The sequence below is a fragment of the Streptomyces sp. RKAG337 genome, from assembly GCF_023701715.1.
Lineage (GTDB): Bacteria > Actinomycetota > Actinomycetes > Streptomycetales > Streptomycetaceae > Actinacidiphila.
Genome location: NZ_JAJOZA010000001.1, coordinates 1,486,165 through 1,506,103, shown reverse-complemented (window position 1 = coordinate 1,506,103; position 19,939 = coordinate 1,486,165). Strand labels below are relative to the sequence as shown.

21 protein-coding genes are annotated in these 19,939 nt (G+C 72.6%); 4 read left to right on the top strand and 17 right to left on the bottom strand.

From position 1 onward, the window contains the following. Positions 1-4: 4 nt before the first annotated feature. The 13 genes from LNW73_RS06660 to LNW73_RS06605 form a co-directional block, all read right to left on the bottom strand. Positions 5-829 carry a sirohydrochlorin chelatase gene (locus LNW73_RS06660; protein WP_250989301.1) on the bottom strand — a complete coding sequence of 275 codons (825 nt, stop codon included), beginning with the start codon at positions 827-829 and terminating at the stop codon, positions 5-7. Beyond that, positions 829-1,737 carry an ABC transporter permease gene (locus tag LNW73_RS06655; RefSeq protein ID WP_250989300.1) on the bottom strand — a complete coding sequence of 303 codons (909 nt, stop codon included), beginning with the start codon at positions 1,735-1,737 and terminating at the stop codon, positions 829-831. The genes LNW73_RS06660 and LNW73_RS06655 overlap by 1 nt, the downstream gene beginning before the upstream one ends. Beyond that, the gene (locus LNW73_RS06650; RefSeq protein WP_138354327.1) at positions 1,724-2,533 is read right to left on the bottom strand and encodes an ABC transporter ATP-binding protein; all 810 of its coding nucleotides are present in this window, start codon (positions 2,531-2,533) and stop codon (positions 1,724-1,726) included. Before LNW73_RS06650 ends, LNW73_RS06655 begins: the two co-directional genes overlap by 14 nt. Positions 2,534-2,643: 110 nt before the next feature. Then, positions 2,644-3,771 (bottom strand): aliphatic sulfonate ABC transporter substrate-binding protein, encoded by a 1,128-nt coding sequence (locus tag LNW73_RS06645; protein ID WP_250989299.1) that lies wholly within the window; start codon positions 3,769-3,771, stop codon positions 2,644-2,646. A 208-nt stretch (positions 3,772-3,979) separates the two neighbouring features. Beyond that, positions 3,980-5,338, bottom strand: a complete 1,359-nt coding sequence (locus LNW73_RS06640; RefSeq protein WP_250978252.1) for a sulfate adenylyltransferase subunit 1 — start codon at positions 5,336-5,338, stop codon at positions 3,980-3,982. Next, complete coding sequence (gene cysD / locus LNW73_RS06635) at positions 5,339-6,265, bottom strand: sulfate adenylyltransferase subunit CysD (protein ID WP_250978253.1); 927 nt, start codon at positions 6,263-6,265, stop codon at positions 5,339-5,341. Next, the gene (gene cysC / locus LNW73_RS06630) at positions 6,262-6,852 is read right to left on the bottom strand and encodes an adenylyl-sulfate kinase (RefSeq protein WP_250989298.1); all 591 of its coding nucleotides are present in this window, start codon (positions 6,850-6,852) and stop codon (positions 6,262-6,264) included. The genes cysD and cysC overlap by 4 nt, the downstream gene beginning before the upstream one ends. Next, positions 6,852-7,556 carry a phosphoadenylyl-sulfate reductase gene (locus LNW73_RS06625; RefSeq protein WP_250989297.1) on the bottom strand — a complete coding sequence of 235 codons (705 nt, stop codon included), beginning with the start codon at positions 7,554-7,556 and terminating at the stop codon, positions 6,852-6,854. Before LNW73_RS06625 ends, cysC begins: the two co-directional genes overlap by 1 nt. Beyond that, complete coding sequence (locus LNW73_RS06620; protein ID WP_138354334.1) at positions 7,553-7,747, bottom strand: hypothetical protein; 195 nt, start codon at positions 7,745-7,747, stop codon at positions 7,553-7,555. The genes LNW73_RS06625 and LNW73_RS06620 overlap by 4 nt, the downstream gene beginning before the upstream one ends. After that, on the bottom strand, positions 7,744-9,441 hold the full coding sequence (locus tag LNW73_RS06615) for a nitrite/sulfite reductase (RefSeq protein ID WP_250989296.1): 1,698 nt from the start codon (positions 9,439-9,441) through the stop codon (positions 7,744-7,746). Before LNW73_RS06615 ends, LNW73_RS06620 begins: the two co-directional genes overlap by 4 nt. Positions 9,442-9,608: 167 nt before the next feature. Next, positions 9,609-9,692, bottom strand: a complete 84-nt coding sequence (locus LNW73_RS36630) for a putative leader peptide (protein ID WP_331283982.1) — start codon at positions 9,690-9,692, stop codon at positions 9,609-9,611. Between the two features lie 92 nt (positions 9,693-9,784). Continuing rightward, complete coding sequence (locus LNW73_RS06610; RefSeq protein ID WP_250989295.1) at positions 9,785-10,357, bottom strand: GNAT family N-acetyltransferase; 573 nt, start codon at positions 10,355-10,357, stop codon at positions 9,785-9,787. A gap of 70 nt (positions 10,358-10,427) precedes the next feature. Continuing rightward, a complete protein-coding gene (locus tag LNW73_RS06605) occupies positions 10,428-11,078 on the bottom strand; it encodes a class F sortase (protein WP_250989294.1) in 651 nt (216 codons plus the stop codon). Positions 11,079-11,257: 179 nt separating this feature from the next. Between LNW73_RS06605 and LNW73_RS06600 the strand changes: the two genes are divergently transcribed. Continuing rightward, the gene (locus LNW73_RS06600; RefSeq protein ID WP_250989293.1) at positions 11,258-12,211 is read left to right on the top strand and encodes a carbohydrate kinase family protein; all 954 of its coding nucleotides are present in this window, start codon (positions 11,258-11,260) and stop codon (positions 12,209-12,211) included. 42 nt (positions 12,212-12,253) lie between these two features. Here LNW73_RS06600 and LNW73_RS06595 read toward each other — a convergent pair whose 3' ends face one another. Next, complete coding sequence (locus LNW73_RS06595) at positions 12,254-13,540, bottom strand: GAF domain-containing protein (protein WP_374118046.1); 1,287 nt, start codon at positions 13,538-13,540, stop codon at positions 12,254-12,256. A gap of 565 nt (positions 13,541-14,105) precedes the next feature. Next, the gene (locus LNW73_RS06590) at positions 14,106-15,743 is read right to left on the bottom strand and encodes an acyl-CoA dehydrogenase family protein (RefSeq protein ID WP_250989292.1); all 1,638 of its coding nucleotides are present in this window, start codon (positions 15,741-15,743) and stop codon (positions 14,106-14,108) included. 122 nt (positions 15,744-15,865) lie between these two features. On the opposite strand from LNW73_RS06590, the gene LNW73_RS06585 reads away from it, so the two are divergent. Beyond that, positions 15,866-17,020, top strand: coding sequence for a YihY/virulence factor BrkB family protein (locus LNW73_RS06585; protein ID WP_250978261.1), 1,155 nt, complete (start codon positions 15,866-15,868; stop codon positions 17,018-17,020). Between the two features lie 4 nt (positions 17,021-17,024). Continuing rightward, entirely contained in the window at positions 17,025-17,732 is a 708-nt protein-coding gene (locus LNW73_RS06580) for a helix-turn-helix domain-containing protein (RefSeq protein ID WP_250989291.1), read from the top strand. 13 nt (positions 17,733-17,745) lie between these two features. On the opposite strand, the gene LNW73_RS06575 is transcribed toward LNW73_RS06580, so the two are convergent. Continuing rightward, the gene (locus tag LNW73_RS06575; protein WP_250989290.1) at positions 17,746-18,162 is read right to left on the bottom strand and encodes a VOC family protein; all 417 of its coding nucleotides are present in this window, start codon (positions 18,160-18,162) and stop codon (positions 17,746-17,748) included. Between the two features lie 321 nt (positions 18,163-18,483). Between LNW73_RS06575 and rsgA the strand changes: the two genes are divergently transcribed. Further along, the gene (rsgA, locus tag LNW73_RS06570) at positions 18,484-19,590 is read left to right on the top strand and encodes a ribosome small subunit-dependent GTPase A (protein ID WP_250978264.1); all 1,107 of its coding nucleotides are present in this window, start codon (positions 18,484-18,486) and stop codon (positions 19,588-19,590) included. A gap of 68 nt (positions 19,591-19,658) precedes the next feature. On the opposite strand, the gene LNW73_RS35905 is transcribed toward rsgA, so the two are convergent. Then, positions 19,659-19,787 carry a hypothetical protein gene (locus LNW73_RS35905; RefSeq protein WP_269276532.1) on the bottom strand — a complete coding sequence of 43 codons (129 nt, stop codon included), beginning with the start codon at positions 19,785-19,787 and terminating at the stop codon, positions 19,659-19,661. Positions 19,788-19,939 lie beyond the last annotated feature (152 nt).

Genomic DNA, 19,939 nt, shown 5'->3' with positions numbered 1-19,939 from the left:
CGCGTCAGGCCGAGAGCAGCATCCGGCGGGGGAGAAGGGCCCCCGCATAGCGCTCCAGCAGCAGCTCGACGAGTTCCGGGGCCGCGCCCAGCACAGGAGCGAGGGCGTCGGCGCCGGACTCGCGGGCACCGCGGACGATGCGGTCGGGCAGGAAGCCCGGCGCGATGACGTACGGGGCGACGGCGATACGGCGTACGCCCTCGGCCCGCAGCTGCCGGACCGCGTCCTCGGTCCGGGGCAGGGATGCGGAGGCGAACGCAGGCCGCACGGCGCACCAACCGGTGTGCCGCCACTCCCGCGCGATTTCAGCGATCACTGCGATCGCCTCCGGGTCGGTGGAGCCCGCCGAGGCCAGGACGACCCCGGTCGAGCGGTCGCCGGGGGTGACCCCGGCCTCGGCCAGCCGCCGCTCCAGGGCGGCGGTCAGCAGCGGCGAGGGGCCGAGGACATCGGCCACCGCGACCCGCAGCCGGGGGTGCGCGGCGGTCGACTCGCGCAGCACGGCGGGGATGTCGGCCTTCGCGTGGAAGGCGCGGGTGAGGAGCAGCGGCAGCGCGACGATGTCGCGGACCCCCTCCGCCGCGAGGCGGTCGACGACCTGCGCCACGGTCGGCGCGCAGAAGTCGAGATATCCGGTGACGACGCGGAGCCCCGGCCGGGCGGCCCGTACCTGCTCGGTCAGCGCATGGACGGTCGCGGCATGGCGCGGATCGCGACTGCCGTGGGCGATGATCAGAAGGGGCGGCGCGTCGGGGGTCCCCCCGGACGGAGTCTGGGGGAGCCACGTTGCAAGGGTGGTGGCGGGCGACGGGAGGGCGGGACCGTTCATCACTGGCTCCGGGACACCAGGCCGCGGGTGCGCAGCACACGGCGCTCCAGCGGGCTGAAGATCAGCAGATCGATGGCGATACCGACGACGAGGATGAGGATGATGCCGAGGAAGATACCCGGCATGTCGGACCCCTCGCGCATGTTCTCCAGGTAGCGCCCCAGGCCGGTACCGAGGTCGGGGGAGGAGGCGATGAGTTCGGCGGCCATCAGGGAGCGCCAGGAGAACGCCCAGCCCTGCTTGAGGCCGGCCAGGTAGCCGGGCAGCGCGGCCGGCAGCAGGATGTGCCGGGCACCGCTCACCCCGCTGGCGCCGAGCGTGCGGCCGGCGCGCAGATAGAGCGGCGGCACCTGGTCGATGCCGGAGATCAGCCCGTTGGCGATGGAGGGCACCGCGCCGAGCAGGATGACGGCGTACATCGCGGAGTCGGTGATGCCGAGCCAGATGACCGCGGCGGGCACCCAGGCCACCGACGGCAGTGACTGCAGGCCCGACAGGATCGGCCCGATGGCGGACCGGACGAACGGGACGCGGGCCACGACGAGGCCGACCGGGGTGCCGATGGCGACCGCGGCGAGGAAGCCCAGCAGCCCGCGTTCGACGCTGGTCCAGATGATGTCGAGGAGCTGGCCCTCGTTCCACAGCGTCATGAAGCTGCTGCCGACCGCCCGGGGGGCGGGCAGCTTGGTCTCCGGCGCGAAGCCGGCCAGCACGGCGAGCTGCCACACCACGAGCACCAGGAGGACCGCCGAGACCGGCGGCAGGACCTTCTTGACCAGGACCTGGGTGAACGGGGTGCGCCGGACCTGGACCGCGTCCAGGGCGTCGAGCCCGGCCTCCAGACCCGCGAGGTCCTGGGAGCCCGCACTACCCTTCTTGTCGGCCGGAACGGTCTCAGTGCTGGCCATGTCGGCGGATCTCCCCACGCAGTTCTTCGGTGATCTCGATGGACAGCTCGGCGACCGCGGCGTCCTCGATACGGCGCGGCTGCGGGATGTCCACGGCCCATTCGCGGGCGACCCGGCCGGGCCGGGACGTCAGCAGCACCACGCGCTCCGCGAGCCGGACGGCCTCGCGGACGTTGTGCGTGACGAAGAGGACGGAGACGCCCGTCTCGGCCCAGATACGGGTGAGCTCGCCGTGCAGGACGTCCCGGGTGATGGCGTCCAGCGCCGCGAACGGCTCGTCCATCAGCAGCACGTTGGAGTCCTGGGCCAGCGCACGGGCGAGCGCGACGCGCTGCCGCATACCGCCGGACAGCTCGTGGACCCGCTTGCCGTAGGAGCCGTCGAGGCGCACCAGGCTGAGCAGCCGCTCGGCCTCCGGGCGGCGCTCGGCGCGCGGCACGCCGCGCAGCCGCAGCGCCAGTTCGATGTTCTTGCCGGCGGTGAGCCAGGGGAAGAGCGCGTGCTCCTGGAACATCAGCGCCGGACGGCCGCCGCCCGGCACCGTGATGGTGCCCGCCGTCGGCCGGTCCAGGCCCGCGACCAGGTTGAGCAGCGTCGACTTGCCGCAGCCGGAGGCACCCAGGAGGCAGACGAACTCACCGGGACGGACGTCGAGGGTGATGTCGTCGAGCACCGCCTGGGCGGAGCCCGGACGGCCGAAGACCTTGTGGACGTGGTCGATGCGAACGGCGGGCGCGCCGTCCGCGACGGCGGTGTCCGCGCTGTGCTGCTCGGTGGTCCTGACTGCCGTGGCCATCCGGTCACCTCCTGGTACGTGGGCGGGCGGTGCGTGCTGCAGGCCGCCGGTGTCCGGCCATCGCGGGCCGGACACCGGCTGCTTCCGGGTGTTTCCGTGACGCGGTGCTGCTACTGCTTGCCGAGTCCCGCCGCGTCCACCGTGGGCTTGCCGGCGGCCGTGAGGACCTTGTTGAGCAGCGTCAGGTCGTAGATCCCGGCGAGGTCGGGCTTCTTCAGCAGACCGGCCTTGACGGCGTGGTCGGCCTCGGACGTCAGCGACTTGGCGAGCGGGTCGTCGAGGACCTGGATGCTCGCCCAGGCCGGGTCGATGATCTCGGCCGGCAGCGCCTTCTGGGTGTCCTTCTTGAGCTGGGCGTTCGCGGCGGCCTTGGCCTTGTCCGGGTTGGCCGTGATCCACGCGTTGGTGTTCACCGAACCGCGCAGCACCGCCTCGACGACGTCCGGGTGCGCCGTCAGGAACTTCTGCGACACGATCACATTGGTGATCACGAACTTCTTGTCGGGCCACAGGTCGCGCTCGTCGAGCAGTACCTTGCCGCCCTCGGAGACCAGCTTGGACGCGGTCGGCTCCGGCACCCACGCGCCGTCGATGGAACCGGACTTGTAGGCGTCGGGCGTGACCTTGTTGTCGGTGCGGAAGACGGAGACGTCGCCCTTGCCGCTCTGCGCGTCGACCTTCCAGCCCTTTTCTGCGATCCAGTTGAGGAACGCCACGTCCTGGGTGTTGCCCAGCTGCGGGGTCGCGATCTTCTTGCCCTTGAGGTCGTCCAGGGTCTTGATCTTCGCGGGGTTGACGACCAGCTTCACGCCGCCCGAGGCGGAGCCGGAGATGATCCGCAGGCTGGTGCTCTTCGACTTGGTGTAGCCGTTGATGGACGGCGAGGGGCCGATCCAGCCGATGTCGATGGAGCCGGCGTTCAGCGCCTCGATCTCGGACGGGCCCGCGTTGAAGGTCTGGGTCTTGATGGCGGTGCCGCCCAGCTCCTTCGCGAACAGGCCCTGGTTGAGGCCGACGAGCGCGGTGGCGTGGGTGAGGTTCGGGAAGTAGCCGATCTTCACTTCGTCGGCGGAGAGCTTCTTCGCGCCCGAACTGGCCACCGGGGCAGCGTTGCTGTCCTTCGTGTCGTCGGACTTCGAGCCGTACCCGCAGGCGGCGAGAGCGCCGAAGAGCAGCGGGAGGGTCGCGGCAGCGGCGATCGATCGCTTCAGGCTGCGGGTGGTTCTTGCGGCAGACACGGGAGGTGTTCCTCTCGGAGAGCCGGAGCGCGCCTATCTGGGCGCGGCCGGAAAGTCGTCAGGTCTTCGGTGGTGCGGGCGTACTCGCGTGCGGGTGCGGGGCTGAGCGGTTAGAGCGCACATCGCGCCACCCCGCCCGTGCCGGCGCCGAGGAGGCCGCTGCCGACGCGGCCACCCTCCTTCGCGAAGCCCGAATAGGCATCGACCATCAGAAGTCCCACCCCTCTTGTTCCTTCTCCACGGCGGACGCACCGGCCGCCGCGGGTTCGGCGAACGCCTCGCCCGCCATGCCCGCGGTCAGCGTCGTGCCGTCCGCCGGGTCGATCAGCAGGAAGGAGCCGGTCAGCCGCGAGTCCGCGTAGGCGTCCAGCGGCAGCGGCTCGGCGGTGCGCAGCACGACGGCGCCGATGTCGTTGACGTCCAGCTGCGCCGGCCCGGACTCGTGCGCGAGCCCGGCCGTGAGATTGATGCGGTACGGCAGCGCCTTGACGACGGCCTTCACCGTGCGCGTCGCGTGCTTGAGCAGCACCCGCGAGCCGACCTTCAGCGGCCGCTCGTGCAGATGGCAGACGGTCGCCTCGACGTCCTGGGTGGTCGCCGGCGCCGAGGCGGTCGGCGCGATCAGGTCGCCGCGCGAGATGTCCAGGTCGTCGGCGAGCAGCACGGTCACCGACTGCGGCGCCCAGGCGACGTCGACCGGCTCGCCGAGGGCGTCGATGCCGGTGATGGTGCTGGTCGCGCCGGACGGCAGGACCGTCACCTCGTCACCGACCCGCAGGATGCCGGAGGCGATCCGGCCCGCGTAGCCGCGGTAGTCCGGGTGCTCGGTGGTCTGCGGACGGATCACGTACTGGACCGGGAAGCGGGCCGGGGCGTCCGTCAGGTCGGTGCCGACCTGCACCGTCTCCAGGTGCTCCAGGACGGTGGGGCCGCCGTACCAGTCCATGTTCGCGGACGGCGTCACCACGTTGTCCCCGGCGAGCGCCGAGATCGGGATCGTGGTGATGTCCGGGACGCCGAGCGATGCCGCGTACGCCGTGAACTCCTCGGCGATGGCGGCGAACACCGGCTCCGCGTACTCCACCAGGTCCATCTTGTTGACGGCCAGCACCACGTGCGGGACGCGCAGCAGCGCGGCCACCGCGGCATGGCGCCGGGTCTGCTCCACGACGCCGTTGCGGGCGTCGACGAGCACCACGGCCAGCTCCGCGGTCGAGGCACCGGTGACCATGTTGCGGGTGTACTGCACATGGCCCGGCGTGTCGGCGAGGATGAACCGGCGCCGCGGTGTGGCGAAGTACCGGTACGCCACATCGATGGTGATGCCCTGCTCGCGCTCGGCCCGCAGGCCGTCGGTGAGCAGCGCCAGGTCCGGCGCCTCCTGGCCGCGGCGGCGCGAGGCGTGCTCGACGGCCTCCAGCTGGTCGGTCAGGACCGACTTGGAGTCGTGCAGCAGCCGCCCGACCAGGGTGGACTTGCCGTCGTCGACGGAGCCGGCGGTGGCGAAGCGCAGCTGCGAGGTGGCCGCGATCTGCTCGGCGCTGGTGACGTCGCTGATGGTGGTCATTTAGAAGTACCCCTCGCGCTTGCGGTCTTCCATCGCGGCCTCGGACATCTTGTCGTCGGCGCGGGTCGCGCCCCGCTCGGTGAGCCGGGACGCGGCGATCTCCACGATGACCTGGTCGATGGTGAAGGCGTCGGAGTCCACCGCGCCCGTGCAGGACATGTCACCGACGGTGCGGTAGCGGATGAGCCGCTTCTCGACGGTCTCCCCGGACTTCGGGCCGCCCCACTCGCCCGCCGTCAGCCACATGCCGCTGCGGGCGAAGACGTCCCGCTCGTGCGCGTAGTAGATCTGCGGCAGTTCGATGCCCTCGCGGGCGATGTACTGCCACACGTCCAGCTCGGTCCAGTTGGACAGCGGGAACACCCGGACGTGCTCGCCGGCCGCGTGCTTGCCGTTGTAGAGCTGCCACAGTTCGGGGCGCTGGCGGCGCGGGTCCCAGGCGCCGAACTCGTCGCGCAGGGAGAAGACGCGCTCCTTGGCGCGGGCCTTCTCCTCGTCGCGGCGGCCGCCGCCGAAGACCGCGTCGTACTTTCCCTCGCCGATCGCGTCGAGCAGCGGCACCGTCTGCAGCGGGTTGCGGGTCCCGTCGGGGCGCTCGCGCAGCCGGCCGTCGTCGATGTAGTCCTGCACCCGCGCCACGTGCAGCCGCAGTCCGTGCTCGGCGACCGTACGGTCCCGGTACTCCAGCACCTCGGGGAAGTTGTGGCCGGTGTCCACGTGCAGCAGCGAGAACGGCACCGCGGCGGGCGCGAACGCCTTCAGCGCCAGGTGCAGCATGACGATGGAGTCCTTGCCGCCGGAGAAGAGGATCACCGGCCGCTCGAACTCGCCCGCGACCTCGCGGAAGATGTGCACGGCCTCGGACTCGAGCGCGTCCAGGTGGCTGAGCGCGTACGCGGATTCATTGGGTGCGGCGACGGTGGTCACAGTGCCAGTCCCCTCTCGACGAGCAGCGCTTCCAGCGCCGCGGCGGAGTCCTCGACGGTGCGGCCGTGGGTCTCGAGGCGCAGATCCGGTGCCCCGGGCGCCTCGTACGGGTCGTCGACCCCGGTGAGACCGGAGATCTCACCCGCGGCCTGCTTGGCGTACAGCCCCTTCACATCGCGCTCGGAGCACACCTCGACCGGTGTGGCCACGTGCACCTCCAAGTACGGGGTGCCCTGCTTCCGGTGGCGCCCGCGGACCGCCTCGCGGCTGTCCGCGTAGGGAGCGATGACGGGGACGAGGACCTTGACGCCGTTCGAGGCCAGCAGTTCGGCGACGAAGCCGATCCGCTGCACGTTGGTGTGCCGGTCCTCGCGGCTGAAGCCCAGCCCGGCGGAGAGGAACTCGCGGATCTCGTCGCCGTCCAGCACCTCCACCCGGTGGCCCGCGTCACGCAGCCGGTCGGCCAGCGCGAAGGCGACCGTGGTCTTGCCCGCGCTCGGCAGACCGGTGAGCCACACCGTGGCACCCGCCTGCTGCGGGCTCGCCGGCACGCTCATCGCTCGCTCCTGGGATATCTGAGTGGTCATCAGCCGTGCAGTCCGCACTCGGTCTTGCCGCGGCCGGCCCAGCGGCCGGCGCGGGCGTCCTCGCCCTCCAGCACCCGGCGGGTGCACGGCTCGCAGCCGACGGACGCGTAACCGTCCATCAGCAGCGGGTTGGTCAGCACCCCGTGCTCCGCGACGTACGCGTCCACGTCCGCCTGCGTCCAGCGGGCGATCGGGGAGATCTTCACCTTGCGGCGCTTCTCGTCCCAGCCGACGACCGGGGTGTTCGCGCGGGTCGGGGACTCGTCGCGGCGCAGCCCGGTGGCCCAGGCGTCGTACCCGGTCAGGCCCTGCTCCAGCGGCTTGACCTTGCGCAGCGCGCAGCACAGGTCCGGGTCGCGGTCGTGCAGCTTCGGCCCGTACTCGGCGTCCTGTTCGGCGACGGTCTGGACCGGGGTCAGCGTGATGAGGTTGACGTCCATCACCGCGCCGACCGCGTCACGGGTGCCGATGGTCTCGGGGAAGTGGTAGCCGGTGTCGAGGAACACCACGTCCACGCCCGGGAAGGCGCGGGACGCGAGGTGCGCCACGACGGCGTCCTCCATCGAGGACGTGACGCAGAAGCGCGGGCCGAACGTCTCGGCGGCCCAGCGCAGGATGTCCAGCGGGGACGCGTCCTCCAGGTCGCGGCCCGCCTGCTCGGCCAGACCGCGCAGGTCCTCGGCGGTGTGCTGTGCGGTGGTCACGACTCGCCTCCGGTCGGGGGGTTCTTGCGAAGTCCCTCGGTCAGCAGACCGAGGAACTTCAACTGGAAGGCCCGGTTGCACGCCCGGCATTCCCAGGCGGCACCCGAACCGTGCGGAACCTTCTCCTCGGACGGGCGCAGATCCTCGTCCCCGCAGTACGGGCAGTAGAACGGCGCGGCGCGTTCGGTCATGACAGCGCCTCCTCGGAGGCGCGGGCGGCCCAGGTGGCGAAGCGCTCGTCGTCCTCGCGCTCCTCCTCGAAGCGCCGCAGCACCCGCTCGACGTAGTCGGGCAGCGCGGCGGAGGTGACCTTCAGCCCGCGCACCTTGCGGCCGAAGCCGGGCTCCAGACCGAGGCTGCCGCCCAGGTGCACCTGGAAGCCCTCGACCTGCTCGCCGTTCTCGTCGGTGACCAGCTGGCCCTTGAGACCGATGTCCGCCACCTGGATGCGGGCGCAGGAGTTGGGGCAGCCGTTGACGTTGATGGTCAGCGGCTGGTCGAAGTCCGGCAGCCGGTGCTCCAGCTCGTCGATGAGGGAGGCGCCGCGCGCCTTGGTCTCGACGATGGCCAGCTTGCAGAACTCGATGCCGGTGCAGGCCATGGTGCCGCGCCGGAACGGGGACGGCTTCACCTGGAAGCCGAGCGCCTCGAGACCGGCCACCAGGGACTCGACCCGCGGCTCCTCGACGTCCAGCACGATCATCTTCTGCTCGACGGTGGTGCGCAGCCGGCCTGAGCCGTGTTCGGCGGCCAGGTCCGCGATCTTGGAGAGCGTCGAGCCGTCGATCCGGCCGACCCGCGGCGCGAAGCCCACGTAGAAGCGGCCGTCCTGCTGGCGGTGCACACCGACGTGGTCACGCCACTGCTGCTCGGGGTACTCCGGGGCGGGGCCGTCGGTGAGCTTGCGCTGGAGGTACTCGTCCTCGAGGATCTGCCGGAACTTCTCCGGGCCCCAGTCGGCGACCAGGAACTTCAGCCGGGCGCGGGTGCGCAGCCGGCGGTAGCCGTAGTCGCGGAAGATGCCGATCACACCGGCCCACACGTCGGCGACGTCGTCCAGCGGGACCCACGCGCCGAGCCGCACCCCGAGCTTGGGGTTGGTGGACAGCCCGCCGCCGACCCACAGGTCGAAGCCGGGGCCGTGCTCGGGGTGGTGCACCCCGACGAACGCGATGTCGTTGATCTCGTGCGCCACGTCCAGCAGCGGCGAACCGGAGATCGCCGTCTTGAACTTGCGCGGGAGGTTGGAGAAGTCCTTGGAGCCGATGTAGCGCGAGTGGATCTCGTCGATCGCGGAGCTGCCGTCGATGATCTCGTCGGCCGCGATGCCCGCCACCGGCGAGCCGAGGATGGTGCGCGGGGTGTCGCCGCACGCCTCGGTGGTGGACAGGCCGACGGCCTCCAGCCGGCGCCAGATCTCCGGCACGTCCTCGATCCGGATCCAGTGGTACTGGACGTTCTGCCGGTCGGTCAGGTCGGCGGTGCCGCGGGCGAACTCCTGCGAGATCTCACCGATGACGCGCAGCTGCTCGGTGGTGAGCCGGCCGCCGTCGATGCGGACCCGCAGCATGAAGTACTCGTCGTCGAGCTCGTGCGGCTCCAGGATGGCGGTCTTGCCGCCGTCGATCCCGGGCCTGCGCTGGGTGTAGAGACCCCACCAGCGCATGCGGCCGCGGAGGTCGGCGGGGTCGATCGAGTCGAAACCGCGCTGGGAGTAGATCGTCTCAATGCGTGTCCGCACGTTGAGACCGTCGTCGTCCTTCTTCGTCTGCTCGTTGCCGTTGAGCGGCGTGAAGTGGCCCATGGCCCACTGGCCCTCACCACGGTGGCGTCCGGCCTTGCGGCGGGCCGTGGTGTCGGCTGGCTGATCAGGAGTGGAGGCCATGGCGATGCGTCCTTCGGGCAGGGGCGAATACGTCGGTGGTAGCGCGGATGCACCCTATGGCCTGCGGAAACCTGAAAACGATCAGGGCAGTTGGCGGCGGCGGGGCGCATGCGCGACCACGGCGCGAGAGGGTGGCGGGGGTGCCGGCGCCAACCGGCGCGGCGCGATCAGCTCGCCGGACAGATGGCGCTGGACACGCGGCAGAAGTCGACGTGCGGCCGACCTACCAAGGCGATTCCAGTGCGGGACATGTCGGAAGCGTGGCATGAGGGTCTTGGACGAGTCCACCGTCGTCCAGTATGTGGACCAGAATATCCCATCAGGTGAGACACTGTGCTCTGCGTCACTGCTCCGCGGGCCACGGCCCGGCCGGGACCGGCTGATCCGGTTCGTCCGCCGTCCTGGTGTCGAAGAGCCGGAAGCCGCGCCGCTCGTAGTTCGCCATCGCGTGCGGCCCGTCCAGGCTGCAGGTGTGCACCCACACCCGCTTCGTTGCGGCCCGCCCCGGCCACCGGCCGGCCAGGTCCCAGGCGCGGGCGGTTCCGTACGACAGCAGATGGCCGCCGATCCCGCGGCCCCGGAAGGCCGGCAGCAGCCCGAAGTACATGATCTCCACGACGCCGTCGTCCTGCGGGTCGAGCTCCACGAACCCGGCCGGGGTGCCCCGGTCGTACGCCACCCACGTCTCCGAGCCCGGCCGGTCCAGATGCGCCTGCCAGCGGCCGTACGTCCAGCCCAGCCGGTCGGTCCAGCGGCAGTCCGCGCCGACCGACGCATAGAGGAAGCGGCTGAAGTCGGGCGACGGCACCTCGGCGGCCACGATCCGGACCCCCGACCCGGCGGCGGGCACGGCCGAGGGCCGCAGATCCGCCGGTGCGGTCTGTTCGAGGGACCAGGTGGTCACGCTGATGCTCATGACACCAGCCTAATTCGCCGCCGCGGGACAGCCGCCGCCGGCCGGCCACGACCCGACGGCCGTGACCGGATCAGCGCACCGCGCCCAGCCGCGCGAAGACGACGACGTTCCCGTCGTATCCGCCCTTCTCCGTGTACCCGCCGCCACAGGTGATGAGGCGCAGCTCGGCCGCGCCGGTGTCGCCGTACACCCGCTTCGCCGGGAACGCGTTCTTGGCGAACACCTCGACGCCGTACACGTCGAAGACCGCGGTGCGGCCGTCCTTGCGGGTCACCTCGATACGGCCGCCCTTCTTCAGGGCGCCGAGCCCGTAGAAGACGGCGGGCCCGGCCAGATTGTCGACATGTCCGTCGATGACGGAGGTGCCGGCCGCGCCCGGCGCGGGGGAGTTCCTGAACCAGCCCGCCAGGTTCTTGTCGGCCGGCGGCGGCGAGCCCACCCAGCCGTCCTTGTCGAGCGCGACGGTGATCAGCGGGGCGTTCACCCCGATGGACGGGATCCTGACCCGGACCGGCGGCGAGGCCGGCAACGGCGGCGTGACCTGCCGGGCGGCAGGCGGGACGACACCGGGAATCGTGTCGACGCCGGCCGCCGCGGCGGGCTGCGGCGGAAGGGCCCGCTCCGCGGCACCGCCGCGGATCAGGGCCACCCCGACGACGGCGATCAGGGCGACGGCGACGGGTGCGCCGATGCCCTTGCGCGCCGGCTGCTCCGTGGCCATGGCCTTCCTCCCGCTCGGGGCCCCCGGGGGGACCACCCTCCGAAACGCTAGACGCGCGGCGGGCGGGCGGCGACAGCTGACAGGCGATCGGGTGGCGCGGAGCGCGCGCCCCGCGGCCGCCGGAGCCGGCCCCCTCCACGCCCTGCCGCCACCCGGCAGGGCCTCGTACGCTGTCCCGCATGTCCCGCACGAGTCCGAGCCGCCCCGTCGTCGTCCTCGGCGAATGCGTGGCCGACGCCTTCGCCGCCCCCCGGTCCGGCGAGCCGGCCGCCGGTCTCGACCTGACCGTCGTCCCGGGCGGCGGCCCCGCCAACACCGCGGTCGCGCTGGCCCGGCTCGGCACGCCCACCCGGTTCCTCGGCCGGCTGTCGGGCGACGTCTTCGGCCGGCTCTTCCGCGAGCGGCTGGCCGGCTCCGGCGCCGACCTGACCGGCTGCCCCGACGCGGCCGAGCCCAGCACGCTCGCCGTCGCGGATCTCGACGCGGCCGGCCGGGCCCGCTACACCTTCCACGCCGAAGGCACCGCCGACTGGCAGTGGACGGCGGCCGAGCTGACGGCCGGGCTGCCCGCCGACCCGGCCTGTCTGCACACCGGCTCCCTCGCCCTCGTGCGCGACCCCGGGGCCGGCCGTATCGAAGAGCTCCTCGACGACCTCCGCCCCCGCACCACCATCAGCATCGACCCCAACGTCCGGCCGGGCCTCGTACCCCCGGACCGCTACCGGCAGCGGCTGTCCCGCTGGTGCGCGGCGGCCGACATCCTCCGCCTCAGCGACGACGACCTCGCCCATCTGCACCCCGGCACCCCGCTGGAGAAAGCCTGCGACGAATGGCACGCCCTCGGCGTCCCCCTCGTCGTCATCACCCTCGGCCCCGACGGGGCCCTCGCCTCCCTCGACGGCGAACGGCTCCAGGTACCGGCCCAGCCGTGCGACGTCGTCGACACCGTCGGAGCGGGCGACGCGTTCATGGCGGGCCTCCTGCACCATCTGTACGCCGCCGGTCACCTGGGCGGCCGGCTCACCGCACTCACCCCCGCGGGGGTCCGGGAGGCGGTGGCCCTGGGCACGGCGGTGGCCGCCGCCACGTGCGCGGTCCAGGGCGCGAACCCGCCCTGGCCGCACCAGTTCTAAGGCTGCGCTTGCGGCCGGTTCTCTCCTGCCCGTGGGCAACGGTTAGCGCCGAGCAGCCAGAACCGCCGGTGCCACCGAATGCGGCAGGAGATCGACACCCCGCTCCGGACGCACCAACTCCACCTCGACCCCGTCCGCGAAGCGGTAGGGCCGATGCGCCAGCACCCCCGCAAGGTTGCGGCGCAGCCGCGACAGTTCGGCGCGGACCGTCACCGTCCGTCCCGCGTCGCCGAACAGGTCCTGGGCCAGTTCCGCCGCGCTGCGGCCGCCCCGGTGCAGCGCCAGGACGAAGAGGAGCTCGGCATGGCGCGGGCTGAGCTGCTGTGCCCAGCTGCCCGCCGCGCCCGAGACCGTCACCGTCCAGGCGCGTGCCCGGCTGACGTCCAGGACGACGCGGCTCATGGGGGCCGCCGGGTCTCGGTCGTCGCCGAGCCGGATCAGCCAGCCGCCGGGCAGCGGATCCAGGGAGCACCTGCCCAGGCTCGGCAGCCACATCTCGCCGGACCGTACGGCGGCCGGCAGGGCCACCCGGTCCGGGGGCGCCATGCCGGTGACCGCGGCGGTCCAGCCGTTGCGGTCGACCGCGACGGCCCGGTCGTCCGACCCCGCCATCCGCGCCAGCAGCGGTGCCGCGATCGCCCGCAGCCGTTCGATGGAGGCCCAGTGCCGCAGCCGCAGTTCGCCCTCGGCGACCCGGGTCACGGCGGTGACCAGGGACAGGGTGGCCGGATGGATGGTGGCGGCGGGGCCGCTGATGTCCACGACGCCGAGCAGCCGGCCGTCCCGCGGATCGTGCAGGGGCGCGGCGGCGCAGGTCCACGCGTGGTGGGTCCGTACGAAGTGCTCGGAGGAGTGCACCTGGACCGGCGCGCGGGTCACCAGCGCGGTGCCGATCGCGTTGGTGCCGACCACGTCCTCGGCCCAGGAGGCGCCCTCGGCGAAGCCGAGCCGGTCCGCGCTCCTGCGCACCGCGAGGCTGCCGTCCCGCCACAGCACCCGGCCCTCGCCGTCCGTGACCACCATGATGTGCCAGGCGACGTCGGCGACGGTCAGCAGCCCCTCGCGCAGCAGCGGCATGACGTCGCCCAGCGGCGAGGACTGTCGGCGGTGTTCGAGCTCCTCCGTGGAGAGCAGGCCGGCGTGCCGGCCGATGTCCGGATCCACACCGTGGTTCCTGACCCGCAGCCAGGACTCGCTGATCACCGTGCGGGGCACCGCGGGCGGGGCGTCACCCGCCAGGGCGGCCTCGTGCACGCCGGCGAGCAACCGCGCCGACTCGCGGACGCCCATGGCCCCGAGACGGCCGAGACCGATCGGTGGGTCTGACACATTGCCCCCGGTTTGCCTGCTTCTCACGTCCTGCTGCCCATGGTGCCGCCGCTCCGTCCGCGGTGCCCCGGCAACCGGCATATCCATTGCAACGAGCTGCAACTGTTGCGGGTGCGCGGGGGCCCGACGGACAGTGACGCGACGGTGCCGCATCCGGTCCGGCGAGATCCGTTGCACCGTCCGACGCGCCACACAAGGGGGGAATCCCGCCATGTCGACCACTCCGTCCCGGGTGGTCACCGGTGGTGCTCCCGACGTCGGATACGTGCTTGACGGGTCCCCTTCTTCACGCTCCCAAGTAGCCTGTGTGGACGGGCTGTCGGCGTCGCTCGCCGTCCCGGCCGACCTCGTGATTCCGGCACGGCTGCCCTCGGGCATCGAGGGCACCAGGACCGGGGGTGGTGCCGAGTCGGCGCGGCGCCACCCTCTGCCGGCGCGGTGGCGGCCGCTCACCCTTCCAGGCCCCCCTCCGAGGGTGAGAGCCGCCGCCGCGCCACCCCTGCCACCCCTCCCGCGACCACCTGCGCCGCCCCGCACCCCCTCCGCGCCCGGCACGTAGCGGCGCTCAGTCCGTGAGCGGCCGGGCGCGGTCCACGATCGAGGCCAGGTCGAGGGTGTGCGGCAGGGTGCCGAAGGTGGCTCCCCAGTCGCCGCCGAGCCGCGAGGCGCAGAACGCGTCGGCCACGGCGGACGGGGCGAACCGTACGAGCAGGGAGCCCTGGAGGATCAGGGCCATCCGTTCGACGATGCGCCGGGCACGGGCCTCCACACCGTCCAGGTCGGCGAGTTCGGTCAGCAGCCCCTTGATGGCACCGTCCAGCCGGTGGTCCGCGCCGCGGGCCAGGCCGATCTCGGTGAGGAACGCGTTCAGGGCCATCGGGTCGCGCCGCAGCACCCGCAGCACGTCCAGTGCCTGGACGTTGCCCGAACCCTCCCAGACCGAGTTCAGCGGTGACTCGCGGAACAGCCGGGGCATCCCCGACTCCTCGACGTACCCGTTGCCGCCGAGGCACTCCAGCGCCTCCACGGCGACGGCCGGACAGCGCTTCGTCACCCAGTACTTGGTGACGGCCACCGCCAGCCGCCGGAAGTGCCGCTCCTGCTCGGTGCCGGTGTCGTAGGAGGCGGCGAGCCGCAGCGCGGTGGTCGTGGCGGCCTCCGACTCCAGGGCGAGGTCCGCCAGGACATTGCGCATCAGCGGCTTGTCGATCAGCGGGCCGCCGAACGCGCCGCGGTGGGTGGCGTGGTGCACCGCCTGGGCGACCGCCTGCCGCATGATGGCCGCGGACCCGACGGCGCAGTCCAGCCGGGTCGCCGCGACCATCTCGATGATGGTCGCCACCCCGCGGCCCTCCTCCCCGACCCGGCGCGCCCACGTCCCGTCGAACTCCACCTCGGACGAGGCGTTGGAACGGTTGCCGAGCTTGTCCTTCAGCCGCTGGATCGCGAAGACGTTACGGGTCCCGTCCGGCAGCACCCGCGGCAGCAGGAAGCAGCTGAGCCCGTCCGGGGCCTGGGCCAGCACCAGGAAGCCGTCCGACATGGGCGCGGAGCAGAACCACTTGTGGCCGGTCAGCGCGTAGGCGCCGTCCTCGGCGAGCGGTTCCGCTCGGGTGGTGTTGGCCCGGACGTCGGAGCCGCCCTGCTTCTCCGTCATCCCCATGCCGAACAGCGCGCCGGGCTTCGCGCCGGCCGGGGCGAGCAGCGGATCGTAGATCCGCGAGCGGAGCCGCGGCTCCCACTCGGCGGCCAGCGCCGGATCGGCGCGCAGGGCCGGCACCGCCGCGTGCGTCATCGACACCGGGCAGCCGTGTCCGGCCTCGGCCTGCGACCAGACCAGGAACCCGGCCGCGCGGCGCAGATGTCCGTCGGGGCGGGACCAGGCGTCGGTCAGGCCCGCCGACACGGCGTGGCCCAGCAGCCGGTGCCAGGACGGATGGAAGTCGACCTCGTCGATCCGGTTGCCGTACCGGTCATGGGTGCGCAGCACCGGGGAACTGCTGTTCGCCTCGTCCCCCCAGCGCTGCGCCTGGGCCGAACCTGCGGCCCGGCCCAGCTCGCCCAGTTCGTTCTGGATCTCCGCCAGCCGCTCCGGAGCGGCGTGGCGTTCGACGGCCTCGACGAGCGCGGTGTCGGAGGCGTGGACGTCATATCCGACCAGCGGCGGAGGCTGGTTGGTCACGGTGTGCGTGGGGGCGCTCATGGCAGCAACCGTAGGCGCCCGCGCGCGCCGGAAGGAAGGCGCCGCACCCGCCGCCGCCGGGCCGGCAGGAGAGCCCGGCAGGGGGTGGGACCGGGCCCGCCCGGGGCGGATACCGTAGGCGGGTGCAAGCAGCGGATGGAAGAAAAGGGCGGCCTCCCGGCCGCTGGGGCAGGGCTCGGGCTCTGTACCGGAACGTGTCGAAGCGCAAGGTCGGCTGGCTGCTGCTGAAGGACACCGTCAACTCCTCCATCGAGTACCGGGTCACCGGACTCGCCGCGGAGGCGGCCTTCTTCGTGCTGCTGTCCCTCCCGCCGCTGCTGCTCGGCCTCGTCGGCGCGCTCGGCTACGTGGACACCGTCATCCGCACCGACACCATCGCGCACCTGCGCGAGAACATCCTCACCGCGTCCGCGACGGTCCTGTCGGACAAGGGCGTGAACCAGCTGGTCCGGCCGCTGGTGGACAGCGTCTTCCACGGGCGGCGGCCCGATCTCATCTCGCTCGGCTTCGTGATCGCGCTCTGGTCCGGCTCCCGCGCCGTCAACGTCTTCGTCGACACCATCACGATCATGTACGGCCTGGAAGGGCACCGCGGGATCGTCAAGACCCGGCTGCTCGCCCTGCTGCTGTACATCGTGGCGCTCGTCGTCGGCGCGCTGGTGCTGCCGCTGATGGTGGCAGGACCCGACGCGTTCGTCTCGCTGCTGCCGCGCAGCCAGGGCACCATCCACATCCTCTACTGGCCGGTCGTCCTGCTGGTGTCGATCGCCTTCCTCACCACGCTCTACCACGTGTCGGTGCCCGTGCGGTCGCCCTGGTACGAGGACGTGCCGGGCGCGCTCATCGCGCTCATGATGTGGGTCCTCGGCAGCTTCCTGCTGCGCATCTACCTCACGAACACCGTCGAGGGCCCGACGATCTACGGTTCGCTGGCCGCGCCCGTCGCGGTGCTCCTGTGGATCGGCATCTCCGCCTTCGCGGTGCTCGTGGGCGCCGCCGTCAACGCGGCCGTGGACCGTATCTGGCCGTCGCTCGCCACCGCCGCCGCCCGTGCGCAGAACGCCCGCGCCCTGGAGGCGGCCGCGGTCCGGGTGGTCGCCGACGCCGCCCGACGGCGTGCGGCGGAGGACGGCCGCGACGACGACTTCGACGACGACGGGGATCTCGGCCCGGACGACCCCCCGCCCGCCGAGTTCCCCGAACGCTGGACGCGCTTCCTGCCGCCGTCGGACGTCCGCGCGCGCCTTCGCCGCCGCGACCGGCGCGGCGCAGAATAGAGCCGTGTACCAGGAGAGGCGGTCGCGGGTCGCGGGCGCGGTCCTCTGGACCCGGACCGTCGGGGCCGGGGAGGGCGGGCCCTACCGGGTGCTGCCCGACGGCTGCATGGACGTGATCTGGTGCGACGGGGAACTGATCGTCACCGGCCCCGACACCCGCGCCCACGTCGCGCAGACCCCCGCCGGCGCGCGCTTCGCCGGGCTGCGGTTCGCGCCCGGGCAGGGGCCGGGCGTGCTGGGCGTTCCGGCGTACGAACTGCGGGATCTGCGGGTGCCGCTGGACGCGGTGTGGCCCGGCGGCACCGCGCGGCGGATCGCCGAGCGGATCGGGGACGCGGCCGACCCGGGGAGCGCGCTGGAGGACGCGGTGACCGGGTCCGTACCCGGGACCGGCGCCCGGCGCGAGCCCGGAGCCGCGGACCCGCTGCTGGCCGCGACCGCGTCCCGGCTGGCCTCCGGCGGGAGCGTGGCCGCCGCGGCGGCAGCCGCCGGGCTGGGCGAGCGGCAGCTGTACCGGCGCAGCCTGGCGGCGTTCGGCTACGGCCCGAAGACGCTCGCGCGGGTCCTGCGCCTGCAGCGGGCGCTGGAACTGGCCCGGCGCGGCACCCCGTTCGCCGGGGTCGCGGTGGCGGCGGGGTACGCCGACCAGGCCCACCTCGCGCGCGAGGTGAAGGCGCTGGCCGGGGTGCCGCTCGGCGAGCTCGTCGGCTGAGGCCGGACAGTCCCTATGCGGCGGGGCCCGGCTCGGCCGGCAGCGCCGCCAGCAGGTCGACGTGGTTGCCGTCGGCGTCCAGGACGGTGGCGTAGCGCTGGCCCCACGGGGCGTCGAACGGTGCGAGGTGCCCGGTGTGACCCGCGCCCGTGAGGTCGGCGTAGACCTTGTCGACCGCCGCCGGACCGTCGCAGGTGAAGGCCAGTCCGGCCCGGCCGCTGCCCTGCGGCGGGGCCTGCCAGTCCGGGGTGAAGGACCGTACGACCTCCTCGGTGTCCCAGACGAGGAGCGGACCGCCCGGAAGCGCCGCTTCCACATGCGGCTGGGTGTCGGCATCCGCCGGGATGTCCAGGCCGAGCCGGCGGTAGAAGGCCAGCGACGCGGCCATGTCGGAGGCGAGCAGACCGATGAACGCGAATCGAGGAGTCATGGCCGCCACGTTAGGTGCGCCGTGGCCCCGGGGTCTTGAACGAATCGGACATCGAACCGCTTCGCCCCGTCGCGACGAACTCGTCGCGACAAACCCGTCGCGATAAATCGATGGACAGCGCTTCGGGCCCCGTCGTACCGTCCTCAGGACCGCAGCGGTGGAAGACCGCGGCCGGCACACGAACGCGGAGGTGTTTTTCGATGACTGTCATTGCGCAGGGCGCTGCCCTCATTCCGTCGCACAGCATCCTCACTTCCGCGGTCGCCGGCTGACCTCTTCCAGACCCTCAGCTCCGGGGCCGCCCTTTCGAAGGGCATTCCGTTGACCAACGGATCTGCTTCCCTCCCGTTCACCTCGTACGGCTGGGACTCCATTCTCGACACCGAATTCACCCCGTACGCCGACCAGGGCCTGCTGCCCGGCCGGATCGTGCGGGTCGACCGCGGGCTCTGCGACGTCGTCACCCCTGACGGCACGCTGCGCGCGGACACCACCTTCGTCAACTCGTCGTCCGATCCCATGAAGCTGGCCTGCACCGGCGACTGGGTGGCCCTCGACCCGGACGCGCCGACCGGTCCCGCCGTGCGCGCGCTGCTGCCGCGCCGGACGGCCTTCGTCCGCTCGACCTCGTCCAGCCGTTCCGAGGGCCAGGTGCTGGCGGCCAACATCGACTACGCCGTGATCGCCGTGTCGCTGGCCGCCGAACTCGACCTGGGCCGGCTGGAACGCTTCCTGTCCCTGGCCTGGGAGAGCGGCGCGCAGCCGCTCGTCGTCCTGACCAAGGCGGACGTCGTGCCCGACACGACGCATCTGCTGGCCGACGCCGAGGGCGCGGCGCCCGGCGTCCAGGTGCTCGTGGTGAGCGCCGCCACCGGCGAGGGCATCGAGGTGCTCGCCGCGGTGCTAGCCGGCAGCACCTCCGTGCTCCTCGGTCAGTCCGGCGCGGGCAAGTCCACCCTCACCAACGCCCTGCTGGGCCAGGAGATCCAGGAGGTCCAGGCCATCCGTGACGCCGACGGCAAGGGGCGGCACACCACCACCACGCGGGATCTGCTGCCGCTGCCGTCCGGCGGGGTGCTGATCGACACCCCCGGGCTGCGGGGGGTCGGGCTGTGGGACGCCGAGTCCGGGCTCTCACAGGTCTTCTCGGAGATCGAGGCGCTCTCCGCCGACTGCCGCTTCCACGACTGCTCGCACGTCGCGGAGCCCGGCTGCGCGGTGCTCGCCGCCCTGGAGGACGGCTCGCTGCCGCACCGCAGGCTGGAGAGCTATCGCAAACTGCTGCGCGAGAACGCCTGGATCGCCTCCCGCACCGACCAGCGGCTGCGTGCCGAGATGCGCCGTGACTGGAAGATGAAGTCGGCGGCGGGGCGGGCGATGTACGAGGCGAAGCGCGGTGGTGGTGGCGGCCACCGCAGGCAGGCCTGAGACGGTCCGGTGGCGGGTCCGGTGACGGACCCGCCACGGCCTTCAACGAGGCCGCGGTGAGCGCGGGTTCAGCCGGCGCCGTTGTGACGATGACGGCGCCGGATCGCGATCGGGCTTCCCTCGCTCCAGAACGTGGCCACGACGCTCGCGATACCGAGGGCCACGATCACAATGCCGAGGATGATCGTGTAGACCATGAGCGTCCTCCTGTTGGCGGGGGTGCGTACCGTCACCGCACCTTCACAATCGCTGTCGTTCCGTGACCTTCCCGTTGCCTTCCGTTCCCAACCGTCCCAGCGGGAACCAGTACTTCGACGGCCGGATCCCACCCCCGGCGACCCCGGCCGGA